This window comes from Citrobacter sp. Cb041, assembly GCF_030336655.1.
Taxonomy (GTDB): domain Bacteria; phylum Pseudomonadota; class Gammaproteobacteria; order Enterobacterales; family Enterobacteriaceae; genus Citrobacter; species Citrobacter braakii.
Genome location: NZ_JAOWDD010000028.1, coordinates 78,117 through 90,628, shown reverse-complemented (window position 1 = coordinate 90,628; position 12,512 = coordinate 78,117). Strand labels below are relative to the sequence as shown.

Sequence of the window (12,512 nt, the reverse complement as noted above, 5' to 3'; positions counted from 1 at the left end):
GCAGGGTTTCCTGCCTGTAACGCCATTTTAAGACTATTGCACTTGTGTCATCGTGCCCCCGTTTATACAACCTTAAATATCACCCGTAATCATTTTTTTATTATGTTATGGGCGACTGGGACCACAATAATGAACGGGATAACATCATGACTAAAATAAAACTGGCGCTGCTTTTACCTCTGTTTCTGGCGGGTTGTACGGTGAGCGATGGAGAATTAAGAAACGCTTACGCTCAGCGTTATCAGCAGCCCGCTGCTTATGTCGATATCTATAAACAGAAAATAGCAGGCATGGATATTAATGCGCTGGCCCAATATGCCGCAGCAGAAGATAAGAAAAAAATGCGTGGGCAGCCAAGACTGAAAATCGACGAGTTCATTACCATTGAAAATGTGCAGGCGAAAGGAAATCGGGTGGTCTACGATTACTCGCTGTCCGAGAGCTGGCTGGCGCTGTCCGCAGATAAACAGCGTGAAAAGCAGACCAATATGAATAAAGACCTGATCTACCGTACCTGCTCGCTGGAAACGGTACGTCTGGCGCAGGCGAAAGGGTTGGAAGAAGAGCATAACTATTACAGCCAGTACCCAGACAAAGTCGCCTTTACCCTGAGAACCAGCGCGCAGATCTGTATGCAAAACGGTTTTACGCAATAACCGCAATCCCCCAGCCTGATGGCGCTGCGCTTATCAGGCCTACACTTTGCACGCATCTGTAGGCTTGATAAGACGCCAGCGCCGCCATCCGGCTAAAAAACGATACTCAGAACTTCCATGAAACGCTGCCGACAATGCTGCGCTCGGCACCGAAGTAGCAGTATGAGAGCGAATTACAAGCTGCAACGTAGCGCTTGTCGGTCAGGTTGTTGACGTTCAACTGGGCGCTCAACCCTTTAATACCGATATTCGTTAAGTCGTAGCCAATTGCCATATCCACCAGCGTGTAGGACGGCAGAGTGTGAGTATTCAGGCGATCGCTGGCAATACCGTTGACATAACGCACGCCTGAGCCCAGCGTCAGGCCATCCAGCGGACCGCTTTTCACATCGTAGCTCAGCCAGGTACTGGCCTGGTTACGCGGCGCGTACACTGCACGCTTACCCTGCTCTTCCGGGCTGCTTTTCTTATAGCGAATGTCGGTATAGGTATACGCCGCCTGCAGACGGAAGCTCTCCGTCAATTGGCTAATGGCCTCCAGCTCCACCCCTTCAGACTCAATTTCCCCAATCGAGCGGTACGGATCGGTCGGCTCTTCTTTGGTGGCGATATTCGTCTGATTGATACGGAATACCGACGCGCTGAACTGACTGTTGAGTCCTTCCGGCTCATATTTCAGCCCGGCTTCCCACTGCTTGCCTTTCATCGGATCCAGCAGATTGCCGTTCTCATCGGCAAAGCTGGTTGGCGTAAAGGCGGTGGAATAACTCACATACGGCGCAAAGCCGTTATCGAACAAATAGAGCAGCGCAGCACGGGTGCTGAAGTTGTTTTTGTCCAGATCGCTACGGGTATCGTTGATCTTATCAATGTTAGAAACGCTGACCTGATCGTAGCGACCGCCGAGCGTAATACGCCAGCGATCCCATGACATCTGATCCTGCAAATAGTAGCCTGTCTGGCGCAGCTTGTGCTTCTCACGCGCATACATGTTGATGTAATCAGGCTGCGCGCCGTATACCGGGTTAAAGGCGTCAATCGGCGGGAATGCACCGTAGTAACCGGTGGTATTGTTGCTGCGATCCTGATAATCGATCCCCACCAGCACACGGTGGTTGACCAGCCAGGTATCAAAGCTGCCGTCGAGTTGGTTATCCAGCGTAATCGCTGACATTTTTTCATCGGAGCCGGAGTAGCCGCGGTTAAGCTCGGTTTCATTCAGCCAGCCCGCCGCATACACCTGATTCAGCTCAACGTCGGTATGCAGGTAGCGCAGTTTTTGCCGCACCGACCAGCCGTTATCAAACAGGTGCTCAACGTTGTAGCCCACCATGTTTTCACGGCGATCGTATTTGTCGTAATCATCCTCGCCTTCGTAAAAGGTGTTGGAGATCTTTTGCCCGTAATGTGGAACCACGGTGCCGTCATACGGCAGACCGGAGTGGCTTCCGCCTTCCGGGTCACGGTGCAGATAAGCCATCAGATCCAGACGCGTCTGGTCGGTGATGCGCCAGGTCAGGCTTGGCATCAGCGCATAACGTTCTTCCTTCAATGGGCCAAACTGCGAGTCCGCGTAACGCGTCATTCCACTCAGTCGTGCCGCCACGCGATCGTTATCATCCAGCGCCCCAGTGACGTCAAACGCCGCGCCGCGCTGGTTATTGTTGCCAGCAAACAGTTTCACTTCTCCGCCGGCATCAAACGACGGCTTACGTGATGTCAGCGCGACAATACCGCCCGGAGAAGAACGGCCATACAGTACGGAAGCCGGGCCGCGTACCACTTCGATATCTTCGAGGAACCACGGATCGACCACCAGCGAGCTGTGCGAGTTGGTGTCCCCCATCATCTTCAGGCCATCGAGATAGACGTTGTCCAGGCTACCATCCGAGAAACCACGCAGCACAATATAGTCAAAGCGGTTGGAGGCACCAATCTGATTGCTGTACACCCCCGGCGTATAGCTCACGGCCTGGCGCACGCTGGTGGCGCCCTGCTCTTCAAACTGTTCACGGGTAATGATCGATACCGACTGAGGCGTTTCAAGATCCGGCGTGGCGAGCTTCGTGGCCCCGCTTTGCATTTGCGAGGTGACAACCACCGTATCGTTTTTTGTTGTTTCCTGCGCCAGCAGAGGAAAAGCCACGCTACCGGTCACCCATCCCACCACTAGCGCCAACCGAGTCTTCGCGAACATGAATATCTCCAAAGGCATGTCTAATTGTAAGTGAGAATTATTACCTTTTTGCTAACGGAGATAGCTATGCAGGATGCCAGGTTGCCTATGCGCAGTGCCAAATTGTCGGGAAGGCACGTGCGCAAAACGTAAAAATGGATTAGCAAAGTTTGAGCACATCGCCAGGCGAAAAGCCGTAACGACGCCGAAAAGCGGTGGAGAAGTTGGTAGCATGTTGATAACCCGACATCCAGGCCGCCTGCTGTACGCTGTATCCTTCCAGTAAATAGCCGCGCGCGCGTTCCAGACGGCAATCACGCAGGTAGTCAAAGACGGAACAGCCATAGGCCGCACGGAACTTGCTGCGCAGGCTGCTGGGGCTCATCGCCGCGCGTTGGGCCAGGGCATTGAGGGTGTAGTCATTCTCGGGACTCTGCTCCAGCAGACGACGAACGACCTCCAGCCGCTGCTGTTCACCGCTTGCCGCAAGCCGCTTGCCACTCTCAACCTGACACACGCTGAGGCCATGGCCGAACAGTTGTAATATCAGCCCTTCCAGCATCAGTTGGCGAGAAACATGGCCGATCGTGCTCCGCTGCGCGTACTGCAGGCCGCTGAGTAAAAATCCCGGCACCTGCCAGATAAGCGTCGGCGTTTCGCATCTTTCCCACTCACGCATCAATGATTCGAGCAACCCCGTGCGCCACGCGCCGTCGGGATACAGACCGAGCGATAACGTGCGCAGTTTGCAGTCAGCATGATGGCGGGCACGCATCGTCTGATGCTCGCTCAGGCGTGAGCTAAACGCCATCCCGGAACGCACCACATGCTCCTGCCCGTTGAGCGTCAGGATGACGCAGCCTTCCAGAACCACCAGCATATACAGAGGACTGCTGTGGCGGGAGGTGGTTTCGTAGGGTTGAAGCACCTGCACATCAGAGTGCGTGACACACATCCCGCAGGGGAGCGTCATCTCCTCAACCTCCCCCTGCAGAACGGGGCTGCAAGACGACAAATCCGGCTTTTGCGCCAGCAGGGGAAAGCGGTAATCGATCCCGTAACGCTCACCAAAATCCATAAACTCGCTGACGGAGAAGGTGCGGGCTACGCGTCTGGACGTATTCAGGGCGGTGGTGTTGTTCATGCTGTCTTCTGCACAGGAAATGGGATTAACGGTTGATAACTGAAGCAACATTACCATTACCTGTACAACACAACAATAATAATGAGAATTATTATCAACATGACGTATGCGATTTCAAATCGCGCTGGAGAACGTCATTCCCGATATTCTTCTCGCGCAGCTCATCAGGCAACATTGACACCTGATGAGCTGCGGTCTGTGAGCCATATGCAGCTCAACCTTTCTCACTGTCATAAACGGGCACGTCAAACGCACCACGATACCCGCCGAGTTTGTACTCTACTTATTATGCTGAATTTCAGGCTGGTTTTCTTCCACCTGGAACACCGCCACAGCCTGGGATAGCATTGCCGACTGCTCTTCCACACTGCCTGTCGTGGCGGCTATCTCCTCAACCAGCGAGGCGTTTTGCTGAGTCACTTGCTCCATTTGCGTTACCGCAACCCGGATCTGTTCGATGCCGCGACTCTGTTCCCCTGAGGCTCCAGAGATATCTTCCATTAAGACATTAATGTTGCGTATTGCCTTCGCAATATCCGCCATCATGGCGCCACTGTTTTCGGCTATCTCTACCCCTTCCTTAACGCTAATTGCCGCTTTGGCAACCAGTTCACTGATTTCTTTCGCCGAGGAGGCGCTGCGCTGGGCAAGCGTTCGGACTTCACTCGCCACAACGGCAAACCCACGCCCGGACTCACCAGCGCGTGCAGCTTCCACCGCCGCGTTTAATGCCAGAATATTGGTTTGAAAAGCAATACTATCAATAACATTGGATATTTCGTTCACGCCTTGCGCATTACGGCTGATCAGGTGAATTTTCTCAACCATATCACTCATTAAACGCTCGCCACGCAATGCCATTTCCGTACTTTCGCTGGTCATGACGGATGCCTGATGTGACTTATCAGTATTATTTTTTGTTGTGACTGAAATCTGTTCCATACTGGCCGCCGTTTCAACGACTGCCGCAGCCTGCTGTTCCGTTCTGGTTGATAAATCGGAATTACCGGAAGCAATTTCCTGCATACCGATATTAATAGACTCAACGCCATCGCGAATAGTGCTGACAGTCTCCCGCAGGCCTTTTTGCATATTATGCAAATTTAAGCACAGTATGCCGATTTCATTGTTACCCGATACCTTAACAGGATGGCTGAGATCGCCCTTACCAATCCGCGCAAAATGTTCAGAAACGATTTTTAAAGGCTGAATGATGGTCCGGTTCAACCAGAAATTACAGATAAAGAAGATAAGTACCGTAATGACCAGGATCACGGATACTTTCAGGATCGAGGTATTAAACTGAACGTGTGTTTGTGCAACGATCTTCTCACCAATCAGCATTGTTGATTTGTAATAATTCGTCACTTCGTTATCGAAATTTTTGCGAGCCGCGAGCAGTTCCGCATTAGCATTTTCTTGTGCATTAATAATACTGTTGCTGGAAAGCATCTGATTTAATGTATCAATAGACTTTTGCTCAGCATTCATTTGTTGCTCAAAAGCCGTTCTGATGACTTTACCGATTTGCGGATCGTCAGCCGTCAATCCAGGAATACCCCAGAAAATATCGAACTGTTTTCTGGCATACGCCATCTGATCTTGCATTTGATTCACTGTCTGTCGGGCATCGGTCGCATTATGTTGTTGAATATTATCACGAACGCTTCTGACCTTATAAACAGCCTCAACGACCTTATGCAGGGTATCCTGCTCCTTAATGATGTTATGTAGTAATAACGTATTTTTTTGATTTCCTTTGAGATCAACCAACTCAAACCCATTGGAAAAGAACTGCATGAAGGTAAATAACAACAGCAATAATAACAGGCTGGTTTTAATTCTCATATTCTTTAACATTTAAACATCTCCATAACAATAAAAATCCTCTACGACTTAATTGTTATCGACACATCACGCAATACCTTAACCTGTAAAATGATTAATTATTAGAAAGTTTCCGCATTCATTCTCACGTAATAAATTAATTACTCAGGGGGACATACTGCGATAAACAGCAGCCCTCTAACATTGGCAAAAATAAGGCCAAAACTATTCAATATTAATATTATTTATGGATATAAACGGTAATGTCTTTCTGACTATCGACAGGCACCCGCACCCAGGACAACGAATCGACGGTGATCGGTGCCATTTCATTTTCTAAACGTAACAACGGCGTGCTGGCGTCTGGCACACCTGTACTTTCAGTTATCTCGAGAACGCCCCGAAAAGAAATGGACACACTGTCTGGAATATCAGACAACCTTATCCATTCGTTGGCAATCACTAACTTTCGAGTAAACATTCGCTGTCCTTGGCGCGTGGTTTCTATCCGATAAATTTACAAGTTGACCAATCTATTCTTTGCATTAACAGCACATTGTTCACATCGTCAGTTAAGCATTACTTACCAGAAGAAAATGGAAGTGATAAAACTCATTTGAAACGTGTTTTACAAATTCAGCCGGAAGGTTATGTTTAATGAACGTTAACTTTGCAAACTCAACATCGCCATATACCCGGATACAGAAGGGTTTGACAATCTCACCCTGCACGCCAAAACACGCCTGCAGCCGAGTGTCATCCATAAAAATAAAATTACCTTCTCTTACCTTAATCTTTTCATGCAGATCTCGCCATTTCTCTGGCGTAAGCAGAAAGCTTTCCCAGCCATTATTTCTCAACACCTCAATCGTATGAGTAAACTTAAAATAGTCGTTTTGCATCGATACATCGCCACTCGAAGTCGAGTATAGATATTCTATTTTAAATTTAAGTTGTGCATTGAGGCTTTTTTTCTTGCCTTCATCAATTAGCCATTGAAGTTCATTGATTACGTTCCTTGAGAAGAGCTTTCTTTTTTTAGCGATAGCCAGCCATTGCATAATAAAAAGATGCTCTGACATTTTAGAATGAATCTTACGGTCCCGTATTGCGATACCAATTGCTACCAATGCACTCCAGGTAAACGCTTCCAGGTCATCCTGATAATGGTGTCGTAACGTACTAACTTTTCCTGAATCCCTTACCACTTAAACCTGCCCAAATAAATCATTATTACATGTAAATCTTGCATTATTTCATTTTAAAAAATACTACAACTAAAAACATCAAAATATGATCCAGATTAATTTATCCCTATGTAATAAAATTGCAAACTTAACACATCACTCTTATTAATCATTGATGCCCGGATGGCTCAGCGATAAATAATAAGAATTATACGATAAAGATAAAAACTAATAATACTCACAGGTTATCAATTCCACCTACTGTTAAAAATATGATCATCATAAAACTTCAAAAATTGCTGATTAGAAGAAATATCCTGATAGTTTTGACCAGACACCCCAGACAAACACCCATTTCAACGCTAAACAGCCATTAAACATCCTAATGGAATCGCATTCTATCCTCCGCTGAGCGACAGACAGCCTCACAGCAGCAGGCCAGGCTTTTTATACAGGTATCAGTAATATTAACGCGTTTAAATTTCGCCTAATTCAAAAAGCCAACATCCGGATTCAATGAACCGGAGGTTGGCTTGTCGCTGGTACGGTTAATAGAAAATACCAATGATCAGGGTGTGAGTAACGAACCCCACAATCAGCGGTACGGCGGTACGCTTCACCACATCGAATGGGGTTATTTTCGCTCCGCTGGAAACGGCAATCACGACGCCGGATACCGGTGAAATGGCCCGTCCCATATGCGATGCCTGCTGCATCGGCAGGATCATGGCAACGGCGTTAGCGCCCATACTGGCGGCAATTTGCGGGATGAGCTCAACGAAGGCGAGGAATGGCGCATTCCCCGACCCCATAATGATCGCCGCGGCCAGCGTCACCAGCGCAAATACTACCGCCATGGCAAACGGCGGTAATCCCACGTGTTCGGCCATCAGAATGAGCTGATCGATTGCACCGATGACTTTAATTCCGTGAGCAAAAACCCCTGCCGCAACCAACAGTCCAACCACACCGGTAAACGCAGTGCCCATTCCTTTCAGGAAATGGCTGAAACCTTCGCAGACCGACTTTAAATCACGCACTCGCAGCCATTCAATCAGCATACAGATGGTCATTGAAATGAGGACAATGGTGATAATATTCAGGTTGATACCCCTGACGAACATTTCGGATGATCCTACTGCCATCAGTATCGGAAGCATGGGGAGCAGCGCGTAAAAAGCCGGGGATTTTCCTGAATCAGTCACTTCTGCGCTACCGATTTCCCGCGGTAACGTCCCTGCTTTACGGTCGCAATGCCGCTGCCAGAAAAAATGGCACACGCCGACAACCAGAACCGTTGCCAGCGCGGCGGGTCCCTGGTGGTAAACAACATATTCCACTACATCCATATTCACTGCTTTAGAGCCCCTGATAGCATCGATTGCCGTCGGGGTGTAAGCCACGCCAAGCGAAGTAGCAATGACCCCGGCAGCCGAGGCCGCTGAGAGCCCTAATCCCAGCATAATGGGGAACATGGTCCCCATCAGCAACACGGCAAGCCCGGTTGCAGAAGGAATGGCCAACTGCAGGAGGCTGGCGAGCAGGTAGGAGAAAAAGAGGAGCACATAGGGCGAACGCAGCGCCCGTAAGGGTTTCGTTACTACCCGCACGACCGCCTCATTTGCGCCGATATGATCCATGTAATGCGCAAATCCCATTAACGCCATGATCATCAGGCCGAGATCGGCGGCGCGCGTGCTGAAGAGATCGCGCATTACCTCGAAAGGATCGAGAAAGGAAATTCCCGTACTGGCAACCCCCTTCGGTAATACGGACCCCCATCCGGTTAACGCGGTGCAAATCATCAAGACTAAGCCCGCAATGAAGAGCACCGGTTCAGCACGATAACCTTTCAGAATCAGACGCGCGACCACCACGATAACCAGAAGTGCGATTAACACCTGAATCATGACTGAGCTCTCCGCTGCGCGAACTCAGTATAAGTTTCCTCAATCACCGCCACCACCACATCACTGGCGGCCCGCAGAGAACGCACCGGCAGATACTCATAAATTGAATGGAAGTTATGAGCACCGGTAAAAATATTCGGGCACGGCAATCCTTTCTGCGACAGTACCGCGCCATCATACCCGCCACGCATGGCGACAGGTGCGGGCGTTATGCCGCATTTCTGATACGCGCGGAATGCAATATCAATCGGGTAGTGAGCGTCCCCCTGCAAACTGTTCAACACATTCGCGTAGCGATCGGCTAAATGACAGACCACGCTGTTTTCCCCCCACAGGGCACAGGTGCTGACGGCAAGCTGGCGAATAAACGCCATACGCGCCTTATAACCTTCTTCACTGAAATCGCGGATATCCAGCTTAAGTACCGTGCGGGCACTGTTACCCTGTAGCTGTTTTACCCAGTAATACCCTTCGCGCCCTTCCGTATATTCAGGCGCTTCTCCCCCTGGGAGCATGGCAATAAACTTATGCGCCATCAGCAGCGAATTCTTTAACTTACCTTTGGCCGACATCGGGTGTGCGGACTGGCCGGTAAAGATGATTTCCGCATCGCCCGCATTCCAGTTCTCGTAAACAAACTCACCGATACCGCAGCAATCCAGGGTATAGCCAAAATCAGCACCAAACGCGGCAACATCAAACGCTTTTGCGCCACGCAAGCCCTGTTCCTCATCCGGGACAAAACCCACTTTTACCGGCCCATGTTTTATTTCCGGGTGTGCGACCAGATACTCAAGAGCATTCATAATCGCGGCGATGGCTGCTTTATCATCAGCGCCCAACAGACTGGTCCCGTCGGTCACCAGCAGGTCATCACCGATATAATTTTTCAGTTCCGGAAATTCACTTTCGCGCAGGTAAATATTCAGCTCTTTGTTCAGGCATAAATCCCCGCCGTGATAATGCAGGCGTTGTGCTTTGGTGTCTGCCGTCTGTTCCGCACTGGTATCCAGATGACCAAAAAAAGAGACCACCGGGATCGTGTCATCAGTATTTGCAGGTAAGGTTGCCGTCACTATAGCGGTATCCCTGACCTCAATGTTTTCCATTCCTAATGCTTCAAGTTCTGCTGCAAGCAGTTTTGCCAGTTCCATTTGACCAGGAGAAGAAGGCATTATCCCATTAGCGCCGTTTTCCCTTGATGTTGTGGTATTGATTTTCGTGTAGTTAATAAAGCGTTCAACAATATCCATTCCAGGAGATCCTTTAATGTATCATTTATGAGGTACTGCGAGAGGTGTTCTGCATGCAGCGTGGGGTAAGTAATCTGAGAACCAAATAAAATCAGCGCTCATCCCAGAACGCTGATTTTATGGGCATTACGACAACGATTTATATAAAGGAAGATAAAAAGGCCAGTGATTATACCTGCGATTAAAAAACTCCTTTCTGATTGATAAAATCATATTCCCTGTCTGTTTTTACTGCTATTTCCCATGGTGTTAAGCTAACAGAAGTCATAAACGGTATCCCTATACCTATGAGATAATAGAAATCATTTAGATTCCTGTACTCTGTACTGGCATAAGACATACCATCGCGATATTTTTTTAATGAACGAATACTGTATCAGCAACATGCAACCGTTTGCACCTCTCTACAAATAGCCACTTCGCGCACTAAAATCCGTGAACAAAATCACAATTACCTCAAAAGCGAAAAACTTCTATCGCGCTGAAAAAAAGGCAGTTATAAGGAAAGCTATATAATACCCACATAAACATAGCCAGAATTATACTATTCACTATGAAATAGATTCAGGGTGATACTATTTCAATATTTCCGTAGGGGTCAGTAGAGCTAAATCGGCGTAACCAATAATGTGAACATCAATAACGATAATATTAAAATTTCCATTTATGACGATAAGCCAAATAATATGCAGGCAAAAAAAACCTCTCCCCCGAGAAGAGATTCAGGGCAGAGGTAATACGGGTGTTAAGGACATACTTATAGTTTTAATGATAACAGAAGCGCTTCTTGCAGGACCGAGTATACACACTTAGCCACGTTAAGAAAATTCTTAAAAACATTAAATTGCAAATTTCATTTAAAACCACAATTATGATAAAGGATCATTTATCAAAGAACAAAATTAACCAGCAAAAAGAGTAAACCATACTAATCAATGAGGTGATAAAAAAGCAATGCTGTATGGCTACCGATAGCGTTTCTGGCGACGCTGAAACATTAAATTAATTTAATGAATAAATGCGATTTACATAACGAGAATTAAAAAGTCATTAAATAAAAGAAATACAATTTTTCGTTACAGATCACACTTCCACTATAAGGAGGTTCCCCTACTGTTTCTTGCAGGTATGATTCAGCATGTAAATACCTTTCAACTCAACCCGAGGCTTTGATGCTGGAGAATGTAATCATCTGATAATCAGCTTCCCGACCTTTTCAGGCCGGACTGGTTATCAATGCGCCGAATTCGAATGCGGACACCGCTGTGTGTTTGCACGTTTTGCACATGATGATTAAACAGGTTTTCCAGTATGAATTTATCCCGTCAGGAACAACGTACCTTACACGTTCTCGCCAAAGGTGGCCGTATTGCTCACGTCCGCGATGCCTCTGGCCGCGTCACTTCCGTCGAATGCTATAGCCGTGAAGGGTTGCTGCTCTGCGACTGCACGCTCGAGGTGTTCAAAAAGCTCAGAACCAAGAAACTGATCAAATCCGTCAATGGTCAGCCCTACCGTATTAATACGACCGGCCTGAACAACGTTCGCGCCCAACTTGATAATCGCTAAAGGAAAGAGAGATGGATATCCCGAAGATTTTTACCATCAGCGAAAGCGCACATCGCATTCATAATCCGTTCACCGCACAGAAATACGCCACGTTAGGCCAGGTTTTACGGATGGCACCGGGAACACGCATTCTGGACCTCGGCAGCGGTTCGGGTGAGATGTTGTGCACCTGGGCACGCGATCACGGTATTTCCGGCGTGGGTATCGATATGAGCCGGCTGTTCAGTGAGCAAGCCACCCTGCGGGCCAAAGAGTTGGGTGTCAATGAGCACGTGCGTTTTATTCATGCCGATGCAACAGGTTATATCGCCGAAGAAAAATTCGATATTGCCGCCTGCGTTGGTGCGACCTGGATTGCCGGCGGCGTCGCTGGAACGATCAGACAACTGGAACAAAGTCTCAAACCAGGTGGGATCATACTCATCGGCGAACCGTACTGGCGTCAAATACCCGCCACGGAGAAGATCGCCCAGGCTTGCGGTGCCACCGCCGTGGCCGATTTTCTTTCTCTGCCAGAGCTCGTTTCATCTTTCGACCTGCTCGGTTATGACGTGGTTGAAATGGTACTGGCTGACCAGGAGGGTTGGGACAGATACGAGGCGGCCAAATGGCTGACGATGCGCCGGTGGCTGGAGGCAAATCCGGACGATGAATTTGCCCCGGAAGTCAGAGAGCAACTGAGGAGTTCACCAACACGCCACGTAGCCTTCACCCGGGAGTACATTGGTTGGGGCGTGTTCGCACTCATACAGAGGTAATATCTACTGTCGGTATAACGAGGCAGGTTATA

The 12,512-nt window shown here is 48.4% G+C and carries 10 protein-coding genes; 3 read left to right on the top strand and 7 right to left on the bottom strand.

The annotated features are described in order from the left end of the window. Positions 1 to 146 precede the first annotated feature (146 nt). On the top strand, positions 147 to 656 hold the full coding sequence (locus OGV52_RS02990; RefSeq protein ID WP_223307927.1) for a hypothetical protein: 510 nt from the start codon (positions 147 to 149) through the stop codon (positions 654 to 656). Positions 657 to 762: 106 nt separating this feature from the next. Here the strand turns inward: OGV52_RS02990 and foxA are convergent, their stop codons facing one another. The 7 genes from foxA to pepT all read right to left on the bottom strand — a co-directional run bounded on the left by foxA (position 763) and on the right by pepT (position 10,153). Beyond that, entirely contained in the window at positions 763 to 2,871 is a 2,109-nt protein-coding gene (foxA, locus tag OGV52_RS02985) for a ferrioxamine B receptor FoxA (protein ID WP_152692959.1), read from the bottom strand. A gap of 121 nt (positions 2,872 to 2,992) precedes the next feature. Then, positions 2,993 to 3,976 carry a helix-turn-helix transcriptional regulator gene (locus OGV52_RS02980; protein WP_032931274.1) on the bottom strand — a complete coding sequence of 328 codons (984 nt, stop codon included), beginning with the start codon at positions 3,974 to 3,976 and terminating at the stop codon, positions 2,993 to 2,995. A gap of 279 nt (positions 3,977 to 4,255) precedes the next feature. Beyond that, positions 4,256 to 5,836, bottom strand: coding sequence for a methyl-accepting chemotaxis protein (locus tag OGV52_RS02975; RefSeq protein ID WP_047498309.1), 1,581 nt, complete (start codon positions 5,834 to 5,836; stop codon positions 4,256 to 4,258). A gap of 208 nt (positions 5,837 to 6,044) precedes the next feature. Next, positions 6,045 to 6,284 carry a hypothetical protein gene (locus tag OGV52_RS02970; protein ID WP_016151936.1) on the bottom strand — a complete coding sequence of 80 codons (240 nt, stop codon included), beginning with the start codon at positions 6,282 to 6,284 and terminating at the stop codon, positions 6,045 to 6,047. A gap of 91 nt (positions 6,285 to 6,375) precedes the next feature. Next, positions 6,376 to 7,011, bottom strand: coding sequence for a DUF2913 family protein (locus OGV52_RS02965; protein WP_016151935.1), 636 nt, complete (start codon positions 7,009 to 7,011; stop codon positions 6,376 to 6,378). Positions 7,012 to 7,538: 527 nt separating this feature from the next. Beyond that, the gene (gene dcuC / locus OGV52_RS02960) at positions 7,539 to 8,900 is read right to left on the bottom strand and encodes a C4-dicarboxylate transporter DcuC (RefSeq protein WP_016151934.1); all 1,362 of its coding nucleotides are present in this window, start codon (positions 8,898 to 8,900) and stop codon (positions 7,539 to 7,541) included. Continuing rightward, on the bottom strand, positions 8,897 to 10,153 hold the full coding sequence (pepT, locus tag OGV52_RS02955; protein ID WP_016155790.1) for a peptidase T: 1,257 nt from the start codon (positions 10,151 to 10,153) through the stop codon (positions 8,897 to 8,899). The genes dcuC and pepT overlap by 4 nt, the downstream gene beginning before the upstream one ends. A gap of 1,311 nt (positions 10,154 to 11,464) precedes the next feature. On the opposite strand from pepT, the gene OGV52_RS02950 reads away from it, so the two are divergent. Continuing rightward, positions 11,465 to 11,722, top strand: a complete 258-nt coding sequence (locus OGV52_RS02950) for a YjhX family toxin (RefSeq protein WP_016151932.1) — start codon at positions 11,465 to 11,467, stop codon at positions 11,720 to 11,722. Positions 11,723 to 11,733: 11 nt separating this feature from the next. After that, a complete protein-coding gene (locus OGV52_RS02945; protein ID WP_287108060.1) occupies positions 11,734 to 12,480 on the top strand; it encodes an SAM-dependent methyltransferase in 747 nt (248 codons plus the stop codon). Positions 12,481 to 12,512 lie beyond the last annotated feature (32 nt).

Bases quoted from the DNA above. Each gene is read 5' to 3' on its own strand.
- OGV52_RS02990 (WP_223307927.1), top strand. From the start codon at position 147: ATGACTAAAATAAAACTGGCGCTGCTTTTACCTCTGTTTCTGGCGGGT.
- foxA (WP_152692959.1), bottom strand. From the start codon at position 2,871: ATGCCTTTGGAGATATTCATGTTCGCGAAGACTCGGTTGGCGCTAGTG.
- OGV52_RS02980 (WP_032931274.1), bottom strand. From the start codon at position 3,976: ATGAACAACACCACCGCCCTGAATACGTCCAGACGCGTAGCCCGCACC.
- OGV52_RS02975 (WP_047498309.1), bottom strand. From the start codon at position 5,836: ATGTTAAAGAATATGAGAATTAAAACCAGCCTGTTATTATTGCTGTTG.
- OGV52_RS02970 (WP_016151936.1), bottom strand. From the start codon at position 6,284: ATGTTTACTCGAAAGTTAGTGATTGCCAACGAATGGATAAGGTTGTCT.
- dcuC (WP_016151934.1), bottom strand. From the start codon at position 8,900: ATGATTCAGGTGTTAATCGCACTTCTGGTTATCGTGGTGGTCGCGCGT.
- pepT (WP_016155790.1), bottom strand. From the start codon at position 10,153: ATGGATATTGTTGAACGCTTTATTAACTACACGAAAATCAATACCACA.
- OGV52_RS02950 (WP_016151932.1), top strand. From the start codon at position 11,465: ATGAATTTATCCCGTCAGGAACAACGTACCTTACACGTTCTCGCCAAA.
- OGV52_RS02945 (WP_287108060.1), top strand. From the start codon at position 11,734: ATGGATATCCCGAAGATTTTTACCATCAGCGAAAGCGCACATCGCATT.